Origin of the sequence: Metabacillus sp. KUDC1714, assembly GCF_014217835.1 — a bacterium.
GTDB classification, from domain to species: Bacteria; Bacillota; Bacilli; order Bacillales; family Bacillaceae; genus Metabacillus; species Metabacillus rhizosphaerae.
On record NZ_CP055263.1, the window covers coordinates 3325350 to 3349315 of the forward strand.

11 protein-coding genes and 1 pseudogene are annotated in these 23966 nt (G+C 36.2%); all 12 read left to right on the plus strand.

Annotation, left to right across the window (positions count from 1 at the left end; all coding sequences use genetic code 11):
- The first annotated feature begins 6 nt into the window (after positions 1-6).
- Positions 7-1344 carry an ABC transporter substrate-binding protein gene (locus tag HUW50_RS15495; RefSeq protein WP_066324478.1) on the plus strand — a complete coding sequence of 446 codons (1338 nt, stop codon included), beginning with the start codon at positions 7-9 and terminating at the stop codon, positions 1342-1344.
- 291 nt (positions 1345-1635) lie between these two features.
- On the plus strand, positions 1636-2559 hold the full coding sequence (locus HUW50_RS15500; protein WP_396652639.1) for an ABC transporter permease: 924 nt from the start codon (positions 1636-1638) through the stop codon (positions 2557-2559).
- Between the two features lie 15 nt (positions 2560-2574).
- Positions 2575-3450 carry a carbohydrate ABC transporter permease gene (locus HUW50_RS15505; protein WP_066324490.1) on the plus strand — a complete coding sequence of 292 codons (876 nt, stop codon included), beginning with the start codon at positions 2575-2577 and terminating at the stop codon, positions 3448-3450.
- Positions 3451-3471: 21 nt separating this feature from the next.
- Positions 3472-5085 carry an ABC transporter substrate-binding protein gene (locus HUW50_RS15510; RefSeq protein ID WP_185653022.1) on the plus strand — a complete coding sequence of 538 codons (1614 nt, stop codon included), beginning with the start codon at positions 3472-3474 and terminating at the stop codon, positions 5083-5085.
- Positions 5086-5187: 102 nt separating this feature from the next.
- Complete coding sequence (locus HUW50_RS15515) at positions 5188-6678, plus strand: glycoside hydrolase family 32 protein (protein WP_066324496.1); 1491 nt, start codon at positions 5188-5190, stop codon at positions 6676-6678.
- An 85-nt stretch (positions 6679-6763) separates the two neighbouring features.
- Positions 6764-7714, plus strand: coding sequence for a carbohydrate kinase family protein (locus HUW50_RS15520; protein WP_066324503.1), 951 nt, complete (start codon positions 6764-6766; stop codon positions 7712-7714).
- Positions 7715-7851: 137 nt separating this feature from the next.
- Positions 7852-8010: pseudogene (locus HUW50_RS27135) on the plus strand (EamA family transporter); the annotation flags it as partial.
- 125 nt (positions 8011-8135) lie between these two features.
- Entirely contained in the window at positions 8136-11867 is a 3732-nt protein-coding gene (locus tag HUW50_RS15525; RefSeq protein WP_066324505.1) for a GH32 C-terminal domain-containing protein, read from the plus strand.
- Between the two features lie 672 nt (positions 11868-12539).
- Entirely contained in the window at positions 12540-14141 is a 1602-nt protein-coding gene (locus tag HUW50_RS15530) for an ABC transporter substrate-binding protein (RefSeq protein ID WP_066324507.1), read from the plus strand.
- 117 nt (positions 14142-14258) lie between these two features.
- Positions 14259-16484, plus strand: a complete 2226-nt coding sequence (locus HUW50_RS15535) for a GH32 C-terminal domain-containing protein (RefSeq protein WP_066324517.1) — start codon at positions 14259-14261, stop codon at positions 16482-16484.
- Positions 16485-16870: 386 nt separating this feature from the next.
- The gene (locus tag HUW50_RS15540) at positions 16871-17899 is read left to right on the plus strand and encodes a LacI family DNA-binding transcriptional regulator (protein ID WP_185653023.1); all 1029 of its coding nucleotides are present in this window, start codon (positions 16871-16873) and stop codon (positions 17897-17899) included.
- 493 nt (positions 17900-18392) lie between these two features.
- Positions 18393-23858, plus strand: coding sequence for a GH32 C-terminal domain-containing protein (locus HUW50_RS15545; protein WP_066324519.1), 5466 nt, complete (start codon positions 18393-18395; stop codon positions 23856-23858).
- Positions 23859-23966 lie beyond the last annotated feature (108 nt).

Sequence of the window (23966 nt, forward strand, 5' to 3'; positions counted from 1 at the left end):
AACCGTATGAAAAAGAGAGTAGCATTTATTACTTTTTTAATTATTTTCATGATACTAGCTGGTTATACTTTGTCTTTTTATTATACCTACTCAAATGACCAAAAAGGACAAGGGAAGAATCAAATTGATGAAAAAGATAAGATTCACCTCACATTTTGGCGAAATAAGGGGACTACATCAGAAAATAAAGCGTATGAAGCATTAATTTCAACCTTTGAGGCGTCACACCCTTCCATCGAAATTAAGATGGTATCTATTCCATATGCAGACTATGAATTAAGGTTGCGAACAGAAATCGCTGCAGGAAATCCACCTGATATTCTGGCAATTGATACCCCATACTTAGCTCTTTATGCAAATTCAGGATCTCTTTTATCTATTGATCAATATATGAAAGCCGAAGGTGATATTGAAGATATACCTCCTGCTACATTGAAGGGATTAACGTATGAAGATGAAATTTACCTTTCACCAATGGTAGAATCTGGAGTAGCCTTATTTTATAATATCCCCCTATTTAAAGAGGCGGGGGTGCCACTCCCATCTAAAGATCCTAATAAACCGATGACTTGGGTTGAGGTATTAGAGGCGACAAAAAAAATAACGAATTCTGTGAATGGTGTTTATGGAATTGATCCAGCACAGGGGTTTGGTGCGGGTGAAGCTCCTGCTTACTTTAAACTTCCACTTCTGTGGCAGTTTGGGGCTGAAGTTCTTAACCCTAATGCGACATCAGCAGAGGGCTACTTAAATTCGGATGAAGCTTTAAAGGCATTACAATTTTATCAAGATCTCTATCACAAACATAAAGTTGCTGCGGTTGAATTACCACCTAATCCGTTTGAGACGGGAAAGCTTGCAATGACGGTGATGGGCTCTTGGGTAGTTGCAGACCTTGAAAAGAATTTTCCTGACTTTAAATTAGGGGAAGATTTTGGAGTTGCACCGTTACCAAAGGTGAAAAATCAAGTTACGCCAAACGGTGGTTGGGCTCTTGGGATCACAGCAAAATCTAAATATCCTGAAGAAGCGTGGGAATTTATTAAATATGCTACAAGTTTTGAAGGCTCAAAAAAATATGTTGAAATGACAGGTGATTTACCTGCGAGATACTCAGTAGTCAATGCATTTCCTGAACTTAATGAATACCCGAAAAACATATTTATACAACAAACTCAAAAATACTCTAAGAACCGACCAGTTACACCTGTCTATCCTGCTGTAAGTGAAGCGATTAAGACATTATTTGAGGATGTTGGTATAGGCGGGAAAAATGTAAAGGCTTCAGCAACAGAAGCTGTGGAGAAAATTAATAATAGTTTAAATGATATTCAAAATCCATAAAACTTCTAATCCTCTAGTTTTTATGCCAGGGGATTTTTTTTCGTCAAATAACAACCAAAGAAATTAAATATTCACAACCAAAAATTTTGAAATATTATAAGTTTCGACTTTGTTATAGTAGAAATCACAGAGAGAGAACAAAACAACGAGAGGGGCAAACAAATGAATGAGCATACATTTCACATTATTCATACGTAAATATGAAATCGTTACCAAAATTGGTTATTTTCAAATAAGGAGGTTAATAAATTGCAAGAATTAGTAAAGGCAAACAAAGGAACAGCAAAACAAATCAAAGTTGCATCTAAAATAAAGAGTCAATTTGAGTTTATTAAGCAAAACTACGTTCTTTATTTGCTCCTTGCTCCTGCTGTAATCCTTACAATCATTTTTAAGTATGTACCCATGTATGGGGCAACCATTGCATTTAAAGATTTTAGTCCAATTAAGGGAATCACGGGCAGTGAATGGGTTGGTTTTAAGCATTTCACAAGTTTTTTAACATCACCTAATTTTATGGAAATTTTTATGAATACGCTTAAATTAAGTTCTTTTGAACTTCTCATTGGATTTCCGATTCCCGTCATATTAGCTCTCATGTTAAATCAGGTGAGAAGAGCTAAAGTAAAAAAGAATGTTCAATTATTTCTTTATGCACCACATTTTATTTCAGTAGTAGTTGTTTCAGGGATGGTTTTCCTGTTTTTATCACCGACAGGTCCAATTAATGCGATATTATCTATTTTTTTAGACAAGCCTATATCATTTATGTCTGATCCAGAAGCATTTAGAACGATCTACATTTGGTCTGGAGTATGGCAAGGTGCTGGGTGGGCATCAATTATTTACGTTGCAGCACTTGCGAATGTGGATCCGCAACTTCATGATGCAGCAACAGTTGATGGGGCATCACTCTTACAACGAATTTGGCATATTGACCTTCCCACATTGAAACCAGTTATGGCAGTGCTATTTATTCTAGCTGCTGGAGGCATTATGGCTATCGGTTTTGAAAAGGCTTACCTATTACAAACATCAATGAACCTGCCAAGCGCGGAAATTATACCAACCTATGTATATAAAAGAGGGTTACAAGCAGGCGACTATTCATTTGCAACAGCAGTTGGATTATTTAACGCCGTTATTAATGTGATTTTACTCGTCTTTGTCAATCAAGTGGTGAAAAAGCTAAATGAAGGTGAAGGTCTTCTATAGAAAGGAGGAAAAAGCATGAATAATTCAAAAACTGATAAATTAATACTTCTTTTTAATAAAGTTCTGTTAAGTGTCATTGTCATGATTGTTGTTTTTCCACTCTTATATGTATTGCTCGCTTCTTTTTTAGAACCTAATGCGCTAATTAGCAAAGGATTTAAGATAAATACATCTGATTGGACTTTTGAAGGCTACAAGAGAATTTTAACCGATGGTACCATCGTGAAAGGGTTCATGAATTCAATTCTCTATTCAACTGGATTTACAATTGTAACAGTATTAGTTTGTATTCTTGCGGGATATACGTTATCCACAGAAGGTTTAGTTGGTAGAAAAATAATTATGGTATTCTTTCTCATTACAATGTTTTTTAATGGGGGATTAATCCCAACTTATTTAGTTGTCCGAGATTTAGGAATGCTTAATACAATTTGGTCGATAATTGTTCCAAATGCTATCAATGTATGGTTTATTATTTTAGCTCGAACCTATTTTAAATCAATTCCAAAAGAGTTAAAGGAAGCAGCAAGAATAGATGGTGCATCTGAATTCAAGATATTCCTAAAAATTGTCTTCCCTTTGTCTAAACCAATTATTTTTGTTCTAGCTTTATATGCTTTTATCGGTCAGTGGAATGCTTATTTTGATGCGATGATTTATCTTGAAGATCGAGATCTCTATCCATTGCAATTGGTATTACGTTCTATTTTAATTCAAAACGAAGTACAGCCTGGAATGATTAGTGATCAACTTGCAAGAGCTGAGTTGCAAAAGATTTCAGAAATGATTAAGTATTCATCGATCGTTATTGCCAGCTTACCATTAATTGTTATGTATCCATTCTTCCAGAAATATTTTGAAAAAGGTGTTATGGTTGGATCTTTAAAATAATAAAAAAAGTGGGGGTTTACTATGAAAAAAATGTATAAAACAATTTCTGCATTGGTACTCTCCGGAGCATTAGTTGCTACGGGATGTAGTAATAAAAGCAATGAAAGTGCTTCATCTGAGGCTTTTGAACTTAAAGAGATTTCATTTCCATTAGAAGAGAAGGTTACATTAAAAATGATGACTCAAAGTTCTCCATTAGCACCAAATGATCCAAATGAAAAACTCATTTACCAAAGATTAGAAGAGGAAACAGGGGTTCATGTTGATTGGACGAACTATACAGCGGATACATTTGTTGAAAAAAGAAATTTAGCCATTGCTAGCGGAGAGCTGCCGGATGCAATATTAAATGCAGGTTATAGTGACTATGAATTATTAAAACTAGCAAAAGATGGAGCAATTGTTCCAGTTGAAGAATTAATCGAACAACATATGCCTAACTTACAAAAAGTGCTTGATGCTGCACCTGAGTATAAAGCAATGATAACTGCACCTGATGGGCATATTTATTCGTTTCCTTGGATTGAGGAACTAGGCTCAGGGAAAGAAAGTATCCATTCAGTGGACGATTTCCCTTGGATTAACGTTGAATGGTTGAATAATTTAGGCTTGAAAATGCCAAAGACTACTGAGGAATTAAAAGAAGTATTAATTGCTTTTAAAACCCAAGATCCAAATGGTAACGGGGAAGCAGACGAAATCCCAATGTCTTTCATCATTAATCATGGTGGTGAGGATTTATCATTCTTATTTGGCTCATTTGGTCTAGGTGAAAACGGGGATCATACTGTTGTAACGAATGATGGAGAAGTAAAACTAACAGCTGCAGATGAGGGCTATAAAGAAGCAATCAAATTTTTCAATGAATTATATGAAGAAGATTTAATTGATATTGAGGCATTTGAGCAGGATTGGAATACGTATCTTGCAAAAGGAAAACAAGAACGCTATGGTTTATATTTCACATGGGATAAAGCAAATATCACGGGGATGAATGATAAATATGATTTAATGCCTGCCCTAGAAGGTTCAGATGGACATAAAAATGTTGCAAGAACAAATGGAATGGGCTTCGATAGAGGTAGAATGGTTATTACAAGTGCAAACAAAAACGTGGAATTAACAGCAAAATGGATCGACGAACTCTATGATCCACTTCAATCTGTTCAAAACAACTGGGGTACGTATGGAGATGAAACACAACAAAATATTTTTGAATTGGATGAAAGCGCTAATCTGCTAAAGCACCTTCCATTAAATGGTGCAGCTCCTGTTGAATTAAGAGAGAAAACGTCTATCGGTGGGCCATTAGCGATACTGGATGAATATTATGGACATGTTACGACTAAACCAGACGATGCAGCATGGAGATTAGGATTAATGAAGGATGTTATGGTTCCAGATATGAAAGCAGAAAACATTTATCCAAGAGTGTTTTTCTCAATTGAAGAATTAGATAAACTTTCAACAATCGAAGCGGATTTATTTCCATATATTAAAAGGAAAAAAGCAGAATGGATTACAAATGGAAAAGTTGAAGAAGAGTGGGATGCTCATTTAGCTGAACTAGACAGACTTGGATTACAAGAATGGTTAGAAATTAAACAAGCAGGTTATGATCGAAATCAGCAATAATAGATTCGTATAACATGACTATGATGGCTGTACGTTGCTATGACGTGGGTACAGCCATTTGAATGATGGTAGAAAATTATATTACTAGAAAAGGTGAAAAATATGAAACAACAATATAATCAAGTTGCACAAAAATATAAAGAGCAGTATCGTCCTCAATTTCATTTTACACCAGAAGAAAATTGGATGAATGATCCTAATGGTATGGTTTATTTCAATGATGAATATCATTTGTTTTATCAACACCATCCATTTGGAACAACATGGGGTCCAATGCATTGGGGCCATGCGGTTAGTAAAGATTTAATTCATTGGGAGCACCTTCCAATAGCATTATTTCCAGACGAACATGGAACGATTTTTTCTGGTAGTGCAATTGTTGATTGGAATAATACTTCTGGATTTTTCGATGATCAACCTGGACTGGTAGCTATTTATACTAGTGCTGATAACTATCCGGATTCTGATCGCCCTCGTCAAAGACAAAGTTTAGCTTATAGTATTGATAATGGAAGAACTTGGGTGAAATATGAGGGGAATCCAGTACTTTCAGATGTGAATATAACAGATTATCGTGATCCTAAGGTATTTTGGCATCATGATACGAATAAATGGGTTATGGTATTAGCTACTGAACAATCTGTGACCATTTACACATCCCCTAATTTAATAGATTGGGAGTATGCAAGTGAATTCGGAAATAAAGCAGGTTCACATGATGGCGTTTGGGAATGCCCTGATCTATTTCAATTATCTATTGATGATGACAAGAGCAATCAGAAATGGGCTATGTTGGTAAGCATTGGAGATAACTCTGAATTTAAGGAAGGTTCGAGAACACAATATTTCATTGGTCAATTTGATGGTACAACCTTTGTAAATGACAATGACGATGATACAATCCTTTGGTTAGATTATGGAAGAGATAATTATGCTGGTGTTACCTGGTCTGATTCTCCAGACGAAAGAAGAATTTATATTGGGTGGATGAGTAACTGGCGATATGCAAATCAAGTACCGACGAATGAGTGGAGAAGCGCAATGACACTTCCGAGAGAGTTAACTATGACTTCTACCGAAGAAGGAGTTCGCTTGGTTCAAAAACCTGTATCAGAAATTAATAAAATAAGAAAAGAGACGAATATTCATAAAGAAATCATCATTGACTCGAACAATTCTGTTTTTTTTGACTTGAACAATAAATTAATGGAGATTGAAATTGAATTCGAACAAATAAATTCATCGGAATTTGATTTACTCATTCAGCATTCAGAGACTGAAAAAACCATTATTAGTTATGACGTTAGGAATAGTTCGCTACTAGTAGATAGAACGAATTCAGGAGAAAATAGTTTCTCAACATCATTCCCAGCAGTACAAGAAGCGCCATTAAAAATGAAAAATAATAAAGTAAAGCTTCAACTGTTTATTGATACTTCATCAATCGAATTATTTGCAAATGATGGTGAGATTGCCATGACTAGCTTAATTTTCCCAAGTGAGATTGGCAAAGGTCTCACATTGGTCTCGAATGGCGGAAGTACAAATGTCTCAACATTAAAAGTAACTGAACTAGAATCAATTTGGAAGTAAACTAAAAAATATTTTGAAAGCTCTAATCGGGTAAGTGGTTAGAGCTTTATTTTGCTAAGAATCTCATAAGGAAGGTGGAATTTATATGAGTTCATCAGTCATTTGCATTGGCGAGCTATTAATTGATTTTTTTTGTACAGATGTAAACATAGATTTAGTTGATGGCCAGAGTTTTGAAAAACAAGCAGGGGGAGCCCCTGCAAATGTGTGTGCCACGATTGTGAAACTTGGTGGTAATGCAAAGTTCTGTGGGAAAGTAGGCAATGATCCGTTTGGGCACTTTTTAAAGAAAACATTAGATGATCTAAATGTTGATACTTCTATGATCGTATTAGATAAGGAACATCCAACGACACTAGCTTTTGTATCACTAAAAGCAGACGGAGAAAGGGATTTTGTGTTTAATCGAGGAGCTGATGCATTTTTATCTGAAGATGAACTGGATAAAAAGAAACTTGAAGAAAGTAACATTTTACATTTCGGATCAGCTACTGCTCTATTAGAGGATCCCTTTCAATCTACTTATTTAAATGCAATGAGAACAGCAAAAGAAGCAGATAAATTTATTTCTTTTGATCCTAACTTTAGAAAAGACCTGTGGCCAGATAGAATACAAACATTTATTGATTTAGCTAAAGAGGGAATAGCCTTAGCAGATTTTGTAAAGGTAAGTGATGATGAGTTGAGGATTATAACAGGAATGAATGATATAAAACAAGGAATTTTATCACTTCATAACTTGGGAGCAAAAGTAATTGCCGTAACACTTGGAAAAGAGGGAACATTTATCTCTAATGGAGAAAATACTGAGATTGTTCCGAGTATCAAAGTAAACTCAATTGATTCCACTGGTGCTGGTGATGCATTTGTAGGAGCAACACTTTTTCAATTGGCTAAAGCAGGAGATCCTAAAAATACTTTAGAAGACTTTGAACATCTTAAACAAGTCATTACTTTTAGCAATAGAGTAGGTGCAATGGTTTGTATGAAGGTAGGAGCAATTGCTGCAATCCCGAATATTGAGGAAGTTTCATAGATTATAATTTTTTAGACTAAAAACATCAGCATTTTTCTATCATGTTCGAAAAATGCTGATGCAAAGAGTGTTAATGCAATCAGACTGGTTAACTGTCATCTCCATTAACTTTTAAGGAGGCTATTTAAGTTAGTTAAGCCACTATAGGTGTTATTACCATAGTTGGAATTGATGACATCAATATGTCTAGCACACTAGGGGGAGTATCCCTTATTATAGCTGCATTATCATGGGCGTTAATGTTGGTACTAATAAAATGCTTGCCTAGTGATTATTCACAAATTGCTGTAACTACCTAAACAGCCTACATTTTAGCTAGAATAAATATAAAAATTTGGTATAGTCGTAAATTTAACCTTCAATCCTTTTTTTATCATCAGCTTTGAAAGCGCTTAAATATATATATATAGGATGTGATTAAATGAAAAATAAGAAATCAAATGTTATTAAATTAGCTTTGCTAATCGTATTCGTTTTCTCAGCTTTATATATTGATAGTCATCTTCAAGTTACGGCATCTGAACATAAAGCTGCTATATTCGGTTATTTACCTATATCGGGTACTTGGTCGAAAGAATCAAGCGGTGATATCAGAGGTAAAAGTGGAAAGAAACAACCTGCAATTAACTTATCAACTACCGAGGTTGGGAGTAATTTTGTCTATAAAGCAAATGTAATGATTGATTCTTCTAGGGCGTTAGGTTCTATTGTATTTCGAGCGGATCAAGTAGGCAAAGGTGGCTATATGCTTAGCTTAGAACCAAAAAAGAATAAAATTCAATTAGTTGATAGAAAAACTGGTTTAAATATAGGAAAGCCTATTAAAAAAGAAATTGAAACAGATGTTAGCTATCAATTAAAAATAATTGCTGATGGACCAACAATTAAAGTATTCTTGAATGAAAAAATGATTTTGAATGTAAAGGATTCACGATATTTAAAAGGAGTTACAGGCTTTCATGTTGATAATGGGACAGCAACCTTTAGTAAAGTGTCCGTACATGAGGTCAGAACAAATCTAACAAATTGGAAAATGCAAGAAGATAAATGGGCTACTTCTGCAGAAGGATTAGTTGGTACAACTGAATCAAAAAAAGATATTTATGCTGTATCACATACATCTGTTACGGATTTCAATTATGAAGCAGATGTTATTGTGAAAGACAAAAATGCAGTAGGAACATTAATTTTTCGTTCAAATGAATCAGGTTTGCAGGGGTATGGATTGCAAATAGATCCTAAATCAGATCGTATTCGCTTATATAATACGAAACAAAATAAAGAAATTGCTAAAAGCAATGTTTCAATCGAATCAGGTAACCTTTATCATATCCGCATAAAAGCGGAGGGTACTTCTTTAAAAGTATACTGGCAAAACCATTCGGAACCTGTGATTCGTGTTGATAGTGATGTCTATACGGAAGGTTTCTTAGGACTTCATGCGTCAAATGGCAGTGTAGTCTTTCAAAACATAAAAATAAGTGAAATGAATTCAAATTTAGATGGATGGGTTTCCTATAATGGAGAATGGGCTCCACATCTTGAAGGGGTGAAAGGAGTTAGTTTGGGAGCTAATAATACGTATCAAGTAGCTGAAACAACGAAAGCGGATTTCGTTCTAGAAGGTGACGTAAAGGTGGATGCAGATACTGCATATGGAACGGCAGGACTCGTTTTTCGTGCAAATTCAGATGCAACAAGAGGGTATATGCTAAAACTTGATCCTAATTTAAATAAAATTCGTTTATTGGATCTAAATGGAGATAGAACTGTTAGTATGGCAGATAGAAATGTTGAAGTAGGCAAGACATATCATTTTGAAGTTCATGCAGAGGGATCGAATTTTAAGGTATATGTAGATGGATATGCTGACCCTGTCATAAATGTAAAAGATTCTGCTTATTCTAATGGGAAATTTGGTTTAAATGTGTATAACGGAACCGCCTATTTTCAAAATGTTTATGCGACGACATTTGATGATTATTATTCAGAGCTATATCGACCACAGTATCATTTTACCCAAGCAAGAGGTTCAGCAAGTGACCCTAACGGATTGGTTTATTATGAAGGAGAATACCATCTCTTTCACCAAGATGGCGGCAAATGGGCACATGCTGTTAGTACAGACCTCGTCCATTGGAAGAGATTGCCGATCGCGATCCCTTGGAATGAGATGGGGCATGCATGGTCAGGCTCAGCAGTAGTTGATCATGATAATGTTTCAGGATTGTTTAATGAAGAAGGCTCGGGATTAATTGCCTATTACACATCTTTCAATCCAGCTAAGCACAATGGAGATCAAAAGATAGGTGTGGCTTATAGTCGGGATAAGGGACGAACATGGGAGTTTTATGATGGAAATCCGATTATCCCTAATATTGGTGAATTTTATGGTGGTGAAGGCTGGGATTTCCGCGATCCAAAAGTCGTTTGGGATGAAGATCATAAGCAGTGGGTGATGGTTGTTTCAGGAGGAGATCATATCCGATTTTTCACGTCCAAGGATTTGTTGAATTGGGAACTTATCGAATCATTTGGCTATGGTAAGTATGTAAGAGGTGGAGTGTGGGAATGTCCAGATTTCTTTCAACTACCGGTAGATGGAGATGAAACTAATAAAAAATGGGTGTTATCAATCAGTACAGGTGCCAACCCAAATACGAACGGATCTGATTCAGAATACTTTGTTGGTACCTTTGATGGTAAACGCTTTGTTAGTGATCATCCTGAGGGTTTTGTATTGAAAAATGAATATGGAAAAGAAATGTATGCAGCCATGTCATTTTCTGATATTCCTGCATCAGACGGTCGTCGCATATCATTAGGATGGATGAGCAATTGGGATTACCCTTTCAGTTTTCCAACTTCCCCATGGCAGGGACAAATGTCAATTCCCCGCGAATTAACATTAAAAACAGTTCCAGGTGAGGGGGTTCGTATGTTGCAAAACCCGATCGAAGAATTAGAAAAACTAAGAGGACCAGCATTCTCAAGGAGCAATAGGATTGTAAAAATGGATGATCCCAACTTGCTTTCAGAGTTGAATGGCTCAGCCTATGAAATTGTTGCAGAATTTGAGCTACCTGAAGAAAATGGTTTAGAAGAATTCGGCTTTCGTCTTAGAGAATCAGTGGATCAAGATCAAAAGACAGTAGTAGGCTACAATGTTACCGATTCAAAGATGTTTTTCGACCGTTCCGAATCAGGAGAAATTGATTTTTCTGATAAGTTTTCTACTTATCATGAAGCAACAATAAAACCAAATAATAAACGGGTTAAAATGAGAATTTATGTTGATGAGTCATCGGTTGAAGTATTTGGAAATGAAGGTCAAGCTGTTTTCTCAAATGTGGTCTTTCCTGATGGAGCAAGTGATGGAATGAGCTTTTATACAAAGGGCGGAAATGTAAAAATTGTTTCTCTAAATGTGTATCCATTAGCTGGGATCTGGAAAGCTGAATCTAATGAAGGGACATCACCAAACAAAGTTGTAATGGATCATAGCAAGCTTGAACTCAGGATTGGACAGTCACATAGGTTATCTACATCAATACTCCCAAGGTCTGCCAAAAATCAAAGAATCAAATGGCAAACTAGTAATCCAGCTATCGCTGAGGTGAAAAAAATTGATGAATCTAGTGCAGATGTAAAATTAGTGGGATATGGAAGAGCGACTATTTCAGCAGTTGCAAACAATGGAAAGGTTATTGGAACAACTGTTGTGGAGAGTAAAACTTCTTATAAGATCGTTGAAGATAATAGTGGCAAGGCCCTTACTGTTGCTGGAACATCAAATGGCTCAAAAGTGATGATAAGACCTAAGCGTGGTACCTTGGAACAGGTATGGAATATAGAAGGGGAGCCATCTGGTATTTACAAAGTTCTTTCCCAAAACAGTAACAAAGTCTTAGATGCTTCTGGAACCTCTAATGGAGATGATGTACAGATATGGGAGTACTTTGGCTACGGTAACCAACAGTGGAGAATTATAGATAATTGGGACGGTACAGTGACATTTAACGTAGTGAACAGCGGAAAGGCGCTGGATGTGCCAGACCGCAAAATAGAAGATGGAACAGTTGTAGAGATTAATGAAATTAATAGTGAAGCTTCACAGAAGTGGAAGTTGATTGAGGTGCCTTCAAGTAAATAAGTGAGTATTAATTAAGTGAATATTAATACTTTTGTGACTGGGAAGCAGGCAAGACCTAAAATGTTGTACGAAGTATGTACGTTTGTCTACAAATTCTTACTCATTTTAGGTTTTTTTTTACAGTTAACGTTGAAAATAAGATTATGAAATAAGGAGTTTAAACTGAAAAATCTTTTTTTTGAGTTTATCAAAGAAAAGTCACTCATTTAGAGAAAAAACATTTTAGGATTATTTTGAAATCGCTTTCTACATGTAGTTGACATATCATGGTTGAATGATTTATTATTTATTTAATCGATTACGCAAACGATTACATAATCTGAAATTAATAGAGTGAGAGAACACATGAATATCAGAGATATTCACTTTTTAGAAAGTGTTACGTAATCGATTACCTCAGAGAGTTTGTACAACATACACTATTTATCTTCCATTATCGAGTCTTCACCAAAATAAAACTACCATGATAATAATCATTAACCGCTATTTTGTGACATTATTAATGTCACATTACCCTTTTTGACCGCTTATGCCCATTTTTGAAAAAAGATTTAGTTAGATGAAATGATTGTGATTTTGCTTGTTGTTTACTTTCACTAAAGGGAGGTGATTACAAGGATAAGGATACAAAACATTGCTTAATTAGAATCATTAACAAGGGGGTTAAAGTAAATGAAAAAGGGATTAAAGATCTTCTCAGCGGTGATGTTAAGCTCCGTTCTTCTGTTAACTGCTTGTACTTCTAATGAAACTTCAAACAAACAAAAGGAATCGAAAAGTGCTTTTAATAAAACAGGATTGCCGATTGTTAATGAGAGCATAACATTAAATTTTGTATCACCAAAAGCTCCTCTTGCACCAAATTATAATGAAATGGCCATCGTTCAACAGTTAGAAGAAATGACAAATGTTCATATTGAGTGGAATAATATTCCGGGAGATGGCTATCAAGAAAAGAAAAATCTAATGCTAGCAAGTGGTGATCTGCCAGATGCCTTTTATAAAGCAGAATTTACAGATCAAGATATAGTTAAGTATGGTCAAAGCGGAGCGCTTATTTCATTAGAAGAATTAATTGAGGAGTATGCCCCAAATATTCAAAAGCTATTTGAAAGAAGACCAGAGATCAAGAGTATGGTAACAGCTCCTGATGGTCATATCTATTCTCTTCCACGTGCAGAGGAAATGGGGTTATCATCTGTTCCAAACTTTCACTCTATCAATAAAACGTGGTTAGATAAACTAGGATTAAAAGTACCTTCCACTCTAGAAGAATACCATGATGTTTTGAAAGCCTTTAAAGAGAAGGATCCAAATGGAAATGGAAAGCAAGATGAAATACCGTTAAGCTTTATGTATAATTTTTGGACTGGAAACTTCGGTGATATGTTTGGTTCATTTAATATGCCAGATAACGTTGATCATCGAATTGTACGTGATGGAAAAGTTATTTTCACAGCTGCTCAGCCTGAATATAAAGAAGCGATTGAATATTATCATAAATGGGTAAAAGAGGGTCTAATTGATCAAGAATCCTTTACACAAGACGCAACACAATATCTAGCAAAAGGTAAAACAGAAGCTCCTACATTAGGCTCCTACATTTGGTGGGAAACGGAAGAGGTTGTTGGTCCTGAACGTAAGGATGATTATGTCCTTCTGCCTCCATTAGAAGGTCCAAACGGTGATATTGTAGTAGGGCGCTCAAACTACTCTGAGTATGAACGAGGTGCATTTGTCATCACCTCAGCTAATAAACACCCAGAAATTACAATGCGATGGGTTGATCAGTTGTATGAACCAAAAATGTCAGCACAGATTAGCTGGGGGCCGATTGGGGAAATTTATGAGGAAGATGAAAATGGAATGTTGGTCAATAAAGAGCTTCCAGAAGGAATAGCTATGGGAGAACTTCGCCAAAAGGTTGCTCCTAATGGACCTACTGCTGTACTAAGAGAAGACTTTGGTACTGTAGTTGATATGGAGCCTCGTGCAAAAGAACGTTTAGATAATATTAAAAATATATATGCACCATATTTAGAAGAAGAAAACTACCCGCAAATTTTCTTCAGCCCAGAAGAACTAGATACGATTAATCAAATTGAAGTAGAAATCAAAGAATTTGTTAACCAAAAGCAAGCACATTGGCTAATGGAGGGCGGCATTGAAAAAGAGTGGGATGATTACCTGAAACAACTTAATGATATGGGGTTAGAAAAATTGATGGAAATCTATCAAGAAGGCCTTGATCGATTTAATCAAAATCAGTCATAACTACTTTGAGATAATTCTTAGAAATGCAAGCTGGAAAAAATACATAGCTTGTCCAGCTTGTATTTTTTGGAGGGTTATTTACAAATTGATTTCGTTTATCTAACAAGGGGGCAGGTTATGTCTAAGCGCTTGGTTGCTCATTGGTCGTTTGATGAAGGAAAAGGCAAAGAGGTGGAGGATTCCATTCAAAAATTGAGGGACCCAATAAGTTATGTTTTTAATCATGCACACTTCCAGCCGTCAAGTGAGCCGCAGTGGAGAAAAGGAATAGTTGGTCATGCGTTACTATTTGATGGATATTCTACTTGGGTAACTAGAAAATATAAAAATAGTAATATATGTAGAGAAGCATTAACAATTGAGGCATGGGTAGCACCGAGGTCTTTTGGTGGTAATGAGGATGAAAAGCTCACTGCGATTGTTAATCAACACAATCGAAAAGAAAAACAGGGGTATATACTAGGTGTCTATAAACATGGAAAATGGTCGCTTCAAGTGGGAATTGAAGAAGATTGGCTAGAGATTTGGGCTAATAATCATCCATTACCTAGAAATCAATGGTCTTACATTGTAGCGGTATTTAATAGTAGAGAAGCAGAAATGAAATTGTATTTAAATGGGAGAGAAATTGAAGCAAAGAAACTACATACCTCTGCTGTTATTGCCTCATGCCATGAGAACTTACTAATTGGAAAGAATAATCATTCAAAAATAGTTGCTGATGTTTTTTCATTAAATATGTTTAATGGATTAATAGATGAAGTAAAGATTCATAATCAAGCACTCTCTGCAGAGGAAATAATGGATTGCTTTCATACTTATTTACTTCCATTTAGTGGAGAAATTCCTTCTATTCCTTATGATGATATCAAGATTAATCGGGTAATTCTAGAACATGACCGCCATCGACCTCAATATCATCTAACAGCACCGGGACAATGGATGAATGAACCTCATGCACCACTATATTTTCAAGGGAAATATCATTTGTTTTACCAGCATAACCCTCAAGGGCCCTATTGGGGGAATATTCAGTGGGGGCATTGGATAAGCACTGATATGGTTCATTGGATTGATGTACCTATTGCTTTATCAACTGAAGATGATGGCTTGGCACCTGATGGGATATGGTCGGGTCATGCTAGTTATGATCAAGATGGTTTGCCTGTTTTATTTTTTACAGCAGGGAATTTAGAAAAGTCCCCAAATCAAATGACAGGTTTAGCCAGGAGCACTTTTTTACTTGATCATGATTCTAATTTAATAAAGTGGGTGAAGCATCCTGAGCCAGTAACAGTGCAACCTGAAGGGAGAAACCTTCATCATGATGGTTTCCGTGATCCTTTTGTTTGGCGTGAAGGAGACACATGGTATCAAATTGTTGGTTCTGGTATTGAGGGGATTTGTGGTGCAATTACAGGGTTTACTTCAACTGATTTGATAAAGTGGGATTATCATGGCCTACTATACGAAGATCAAAATCAAAAATTTCCATACCTAGGAGAAGTTTGGGAGCTTCCTATCTTACTGCCAATGCGAAGCGGGAAGCATATTTTAATAATTAGCCCAGTTGGAAAAGGGGCAGATGTAGAGGTTTTTTATTGGTTGGGTGTGTGGGATAAGGAACATTTTCGCTTTATACCTGATGATGATGAGCCTCAGATTATTGATGTTGGTGATTTTCATTTTACTGGTCCAAGCGCAATGATTGATCCGAAAACAGGTCGGTTGATTTTGTTTACGATCACACAAGGGAACCGTACACCTAAAAATGAGTATTTAGCTGGTTGGGCACATAATGGCGGTCTTCCTGTTCATTTAACATTGAGGGAAGATGGTCGTCTTGGGGTTGAACCAATTGAAGAGCTTCAGTCCCTGCGAACAGAAAAGCTAATCTGCATGGTGAACAAATCATCTCAAGAAGTTAATAAATTATTAAAAAATGTAATGGGCGATATGCTTGAAATAAAATTGGAACTGTATTCAAATAAGACAAAACAGTATGGAATAAAGGTACGGTGCTCTCCTGAGGGTGAAGAAGAGACACTGATCTACTATGATCAAGTAGATGAAAAATTCAATGTCAATCGAGAAAAAACCACCCAAAATCAAGAAGAGTTGACAAAAGGAGTTCAAGGGGGAAAGTTAGAGCTAAATGGAGAAAATTTAAGACTTCATATTTTTTTGGACAGATCAATGATAGAGGCTTATGCAAATGGATTAAAAAGTTTAACGACAAGGGTGTATCCAAATAGAAAAGACTCTCTAGGTCTAAAAATATGGGGAAATGTTACAGTAAAATCAATGGAGGTATGGAAGTTAAAATCGATACACTCTAACTAAATTAAACCCTTTAAAAGTCGGTATTTAGTATATTTCCTTATTTATTGACAGGGCTTTCAAGTTGTAATAATGTTAAATGAAACGAGTAGGTAATCGTTTACTTTTTGGCTTTGTTATAGTCCAGTTGATTTTGACATTGGAGTGGAAGGCGTTAGACTCCTGCTGGAGTGCGAGTCCAAGGGAGTCTTACGCGGGTGCAATGCATCGAGGAGACTCTCCCGGACTGCCCGCGGAAAGCGAACGCCTGCAGCTGAAATCAACAACCAAGATTAATAGAGTTTCCTTTTAAAGAGTTTAAACTAGTACAGGTTTTAAACAAAAACGAAGAATGAAATGTTCCGACAAGGTCTATTTCACAATCCAAACTAATTATACGAGGTAATAATATGTATGGTGTAAAAGGCGGAGAAAAACCCGCAGCTAGCATGAAAGATGTAGCTGAAAAAGCAGGAGTTTCTACGGCGACAGTTTCTCATGTAATTAATCAAACACGTTTTGTTGCCGAAGAAACAAAGGTAAAAGTGATCCAAGCAATGAAAGAGCTTGACTACCGGCCAAATTCTGCAGCGCGGAGTTTAAGAAGTTCTAAATCAAAAACAATCGGGCTCCTAATTCCAGTAATGGGTTCAGATACCTCCAATTTTTTCTTTATGTCAATCGCTCAAGGAATTGAAAATAAATTAAAAGAGCACGGCTATAATTTGATTTTGAGTAACTCAAATGAACAACCGGAAAATGAGGAAGAACAAATTAAAGCATATAATGCTCAGCTAATCGACGGATTAATTATGGCTCCTACAGGTACCGATCAATCCTATTTAGAGAATACATTAAGTGGAACTTATCCGGTTGTGTTTATTGATCGAAAGCCGCAAGGTTATGATGGAGACTGTGTCTTAGTTGATAACTTTCAAGGGACAAATGAAGCTGTTAAATTACTTTTCCAAAAGGGACATAAAAAAATCGGGTATGTATCGGGAGCATTAGGAATATCAACTAGTGATGAACGTCTTAGTGGCTATAAAAGAGAACTAGAAGAACACAACATTCCTGTATTGTCATCACTTATCAAAATCGGAGATGCAAGTTTTGATACAGGTTATAAACTAACAAAAGAACTAATGGAAAAAGAAAAGATAACAGCATTACTTGTTGCAAATAATGTCATGACAATGGGGGCTATGGCATATTTACAAGAAAGCCAAACGAAAATTCCTGAGGAACTAGCTGTCATTGGTTATGATGATTATGATTGGGCAAAAATTACTACTCCTCCTTTAACCGTTATTAAACAGCCGGCATTTGAATTAGGTGTTACCGCTGGAGAAGCATTATTAGAGAGAATTAATAATCCTGAAAAAATATTTGAGGAATACCGACTATCAACAGAAATGGTTATTCGCAAATCTATTTAATCCTTTTGCTTAACCATATCAATACTGATATAAGATGATATCAGTATTGAATCTTTCATTTAATCGATTACGTAAACGATTATATAAGTAAATCTTGTCTAATGATAGATTAATTGAAAAGTTGAAAGATTCTTCGGTATGATCGATTGTCAATAAATAAAGTCGTTATTCTAACTAAGGGGGTGGTCATGGTATGTTTCTCATCTAACTAAAGGGGGTGGTCATGGTATGTTTCTCATCTAAGGAAAGGTGAAGGAAGCATAGAACATAAGAAGAATTAAGTCGTATTTTCCTTGAAAGCTATAGAAATGGTATTTACGTAATCGATTACGTAAAGAAAGAAGATCTCTATATTTACAATGAACGATGATTTTAGAACTTATTTATGTCGTTAGTAGCTAATCTAAATCATTATTATTTAAGGGGAAAATTTCTAACTCAATATTGGAAGCGGTGCCAAAAGGATAAAAATATTCGAGAAAAAGGTGATGGCGTGTTTCAAATAATTAAGCGAACGAAACTTCTGCATTTGTTTCTTATTTTCATGCTAACGATTCAATTATTTATTCCGTATTTAGCGACGGTAAACTCCGCTTCACTTCCAGTGGAAAATGAAGAAATATATCGTCCGGGATTTCATTTTTCTCCTATGAAAAATTGGATGAATGACCCAAATGGAATGGTGTACCATAACGGAGAATATCACTTGTTTTATCAACATAATCCCACAGATAAAGTATGGGGACCAATGTATTGGGGTCATGCTATTAGTAAGGATTTAGTGAACTGGGAGCATTACCCGATTGCGATCTACCCAGATGAAAATGGATTTGCATGGTCAGGTAGTGCAGTTGTTGATCATGATAATACGTCAGGTCTAGGAACTAAGGAAAATCCACCAATGGTCGCTCTTTATACCAGTGAAAATGGAGGAGATAATCAACATGTAAGTGCTACATATAGTGTGGATAATGGTCGAACATGGACAACATTAGACAAAAATCCAATTCTGACGATGCCTAATGACTTGAAGGCAAGTAATGGTGGATCAGGTGTATTCCGTGATCCGAAGGTTTTTTGGCATGAACAAAGTAACCAATGGATTTTTGTTATCACAAGTGGGAAGCAAATTGATTTTTATTCATCTAGTAATCTATTAGAGTGGACAAAAGTTGGTGAATTTTCCGATCCAAAAGCAGCAGAACTTGGTTTATGGGAATGCCCAGATCTTTTCGAGTTGCCGGTCTATGACGAGAGTGGTAACAAGACAGGATCAAAATGGGTGTTAACAGTGAGTATTAATCCATCACCAACTGGTGGAACAGGTTTACACTACTATGTCGGGAATTTTGATGGGAAAACATTTACCCCTGATGAAAATTCTGAAGAATTTAAGTGGGCTGATTTCGGAGCTGATTTTTACGCTGCTGTCACCTGGAGCAACACATATCATCAACCTGAAGATGGTCGTCAAATATGGTTAGGATGGATGAATAACCCTGCTCAATATGCTGGACAAATTCCAACTTCACCTTGGAGAGGTGCTACGACAATCCCACGTGAGTTGTCATTAATTGAGAAGGAGGAAGGAATCCTTTTAAAACAGCAACCAGTAAATGAATTAAAAAGTTTACGAGATACTGCAAAAGAAGTGAAAATAACCAATAAGAAAATTTCTACTGAAAATATCTTAAAAGATGTTGAAGCAGATATGTTTGAGATTGATGCAGAATTTAATCTTAGTGATGCAACAGCGAATGAATTTGGGTTTCATGTACGTAAAGGTGAAAATGAGAGTACAACGGTTTCTTATAATATCGCAGAAGAAAAACTATCTGTAGACCGGACACAATCTGGTAAGACTGATTTTCATAAAGACTTTCCCTCTATTCAACATACAAATTTGACTGTGAAAGATGGAATTCTGAATATCAAACTATTGGTGGATCGTTCTTCTATTGAGGTATTTGCAGATGAAGGAGCAGCTGTATTTACAAATCAAATCTTTCCAAGTGAAACTAGTAGACAAATAGATTTATTTGCTAAAGACGGTGAGGTAACGTTAAATTCACTAGCTTTTTATCCGATGAAAGAAGCTACCTTTACTACTAATCAAGAAGATATAGATGTTGGTAATCTTCCTAATTCACTCGAAAATCCTAATTTTGAAACAGGAGATTTATCAGGCTGGACAGTTACTGGATCAGCGTTTAGAGCACCTGTCTCAAATGCTACAGAATTTTGGGGTGGTCCTTTTGAGCATGAAGGTGACTATCATGCATGGGGATTTCAAGGTGCGAAATCTGATGAAAAGTCAGATTTACGTACAGGTGTCATGAAGTCATCGGCCTTTGTACTAGAGGGCAATGGGGAAATTGACTTTTTAGTTGGTGGTGGCCAAGATCTTAATAAGTTATATGTTTCACTTGTTCGTGCGTCAACTGGTGAGGAACTTATGAAGGCAACTGGGGCGAATACAGAAAAATATCGTAGAGTAAAATGGAATGCTTCTGAGTATATTGGTGAAGCTCTTTATATAAAAGTAGTTGATTATCACTCAGGTGGCTTCGGACATATTAATGTGGATGATTTTCATGTTTATAAGGAAGAAGAAAAAATTAAAAATAACTTATTAAACCCAGGGTTTGAAACAGGGGACTTGACTGGTTGGACAGCTGAAGGAAATGCATTTGCTGGGACTGTTACTGGTCAAGCAACCTACTGGGACACTGAAATCCCATTTGAACATAAAGGGAACTATCATCTATGGGGCTTTCAAGGTGTAGCACCAGAAGAAGCAGATAAAAGAACAGGAAGTTTAACTTCAAATACCTTTCATTTGTCTGGGAATGGAGAAATCTCTTTCCTTATCGGCGGCGGAGATGAGGTCGATGGTGAAAATAAATATGATTTATATGTTGCACTGGTACGAGCTTCAGATGGAAAAGAGTTAATTAAAGCAACGGGTCCTGAATCAGAAACATATGAACGTGTAACCTGGAATGCAGCGGACTACTTAGGTGAAGCTGTTTATATCAAGGTTGTTGATCAACATACGGGAGGCTTTGGTCATATAAATGTGGATGATTTTCAAGTTCAAAATCGCGGAATTTTAAGCCATTGGAACTTCGACGAAATCAAAGGCAATACCATTCTTGATGTAGTCAAAAATGAAGAACTAAAGGTGGAATATGTCTTTACAGATGCAGAATATAAACCATCAAGTGATCCGCTTTGGAGAAAAGGGGTAATAAACAATGCGCTTTTATTTGATGGATATTCTACGTTTATTAAACAACCTGTATCGAAATCAAGACAGCCTAATGATGCACTAACAATAGAAGCATGGGTAGCACCACGGTCATATGAATGGGGTGATCTAGGTCAACTTTCAGCTATTGTAAATCAACATAACAAAGCTAAAGGTGAAGGCTATATTTTAGGAATGGGCCGACATGGTAAATGGTCGTTTCAAGCAGGTATAAATGGTGAATGGAAAGAGGTATGGGCTGCAGATAATAAACCTCTTGAAAAAGATAAATGGTCATATGTCGTTGCCACATTTGATCAAGATAAGCAAAAAATGAAGCTCTTTTTAAATGGTGAGCTAGTTGGAGAAGTAGAAACTCCAGAAAATGCCTCCATAACAGCTACTGAAAATGATTTGTTAATAGGTAAACATAATTCTGCTGCCGTATTAAGTTCGTTTACTGCAAATATGTTTAACGGAATGATTGATGAATTAAAAATCTATAATAAATCTTTAACAGATGAAGAAATAAAATCAAATTATCATCAAGTAATCGAAAACAATGGGGGACAATTGCCTAGCCCTGATTTATCTTTTGATCGAAGTGTATATGATGGTGATCGTTATAGACCACAATTTCATTTTCTTTCACCTGGTCATTGGATGAATGAACCACATGCTCCGTTTGTGTATAACGGAAAATATCATATTTTTTATCAGCATAACCCGCAAGGACCTTATTGGCACCAAATTCATTGGGGTCATGCAGTAAGTGATGATCTGGTTTATTGGGAAGATGCTCCAGTAGCTTTAGCTCCTTCAGGTGTTTCACCCGATGGTGTATGGTCAGGTGGAGCAAACTTTGATAAAAATGGTGATCCTGTTCTTTTCTTTACTGCAGGGGATGATAGCAAAACACCAAACCAAATGACAGGTTTAGCAAAACCAGTTGATGTAACAGATCCAATGCTTAAGGATTGGGATATGTTACCAAAACCTGTAACCATTCAAGAGCCTAATTTGCCAGCAGAGGAAGGGACTGTTATGTATGGTCAATTCCGTGATCCTTTTGTTTGGAAAGATGGTGATACATGGTATCAAATTGTTGGCTCGGGTATTGAGAATGTTGGAGGTACAGCCTTACTTTACACATCTCAGGATTTAGAAAATTGGGAATACAAGGGACCTTTCTTTGTAGGGGATTCAAAGTCATATCCTAAAACAGGTGATGTTTGGGAATTACCGGTGTTTTTACCGATCGGAAAAGATGCTAAAGGTCAACAAAAATATGTATTTTTCATTAATCCATGGTTTAAAAACTACAGTGAACATAACGTAAAATATGTTTACCACTGGATTGGTTCATGGGACAAAGAAACCAATCGTTTTATACCTGATCATGAAGAGCCAAAGTTATTTGATTATGGCGAGCATTTTACAGGGCCAAGTGGGATGATTGATGAAAATGGACGTTCAATTTTATTTAGTATTGCTCAAGACCGAAGAACTGATGAGCAGCATTTTGATGCTGGATGGGCCCATAATGCTGGTTTGCCATTAGAATTATCTCTATTAGAAAACGGTGAGCTTGGAATAGAACCAATTACTGAATTAAGTACGCTTCGTGGTGAAAAGTTATTAGGTCTTAAAAATAAAACGATTTCAAAAGCAAATGAACGATTAGCTAATATAAAGGGCGATATGTTAGAAATTACGCTTGAGGTTAAAGCGAACTCTGATGAAAAATATGGTATTAAAGTAAGACAATCATCAGATTCTTCAGAAGAAGTAAATTTATATTTTGATGAAGATTCTAAAGAATTTGGAGTGGATGCTACAAAAATGAGTTTAGATCCCGATATTGCAAAAACAAGTAGTAAGGGAACACTTTCTCTTGATGGTGAAAATCTAAAGCTCCATATTTACCTAGATCGATCAATGATTGAAGCCTATGCTAATGGTAAAAAAAGTATAACGACAAGAGCATATCCAACAAGAGCAGATGCTATCGGAATCGAACTATGGAGTCAAAATGGTAAAGCTAAAGTAGTAGCTATGGAGGTACATGAAATTGGCTCAGCTTATAGTGACAATGTTGTACCAGCATATTATGGGGATGAGTCCGAAGAAATTCCTCATGGTGAGTTAACGAATCACGATTTTCAATCCGGTGATTTGTCGGGATGGACAATTGTAGAAGGAAATGCCTTTACAAATGACCACATTACTAACAAAAATGATTGGGGCTGGGGTGGTCCATTCGGGCAAGCTACAACTTCAACAGATCCTAATCGAAACCATCTATGGGGCTTCCATCCAGATCATGGCGGGGATTCTGCAACTGGCATAATAAAGTCAGAAACCTTTACACTTGGTGGAGATGGTCAAATTGATTTCTTAACATCAGGTGGTGCTGATGAACAACTATTATATTTAGCTCTAATAGATGCGCAAACAAAAGAAATTGTGAAAAAAGCAACTGGTCATAATGGCGAAGCATATCGTCGTGTACGCTGGGATGCATCAGAATTAATAGGTAAAGAGCTATATCTTCAGCTAGTCGATCAGCATACTGGAGGATGGGGCCATATTAATCTAGATGACGTAAATGTACCTGTTCATACTGAAGGAGGAGAAGATTCAAATTCAGAAGAACCGATAAGCAAAGACAAAAAGAAGAAAGAGAAGAAAGATGGAGATAGGAAATAAATTGCACTTAATTAAAATGCTCTGTTAAAGCTCATAATTTATTTTGAAATTTGTTGATTGGAGCGGATAGTGAGACTCCCGGACCGCCAACGGAAAGCGAACTCCTGC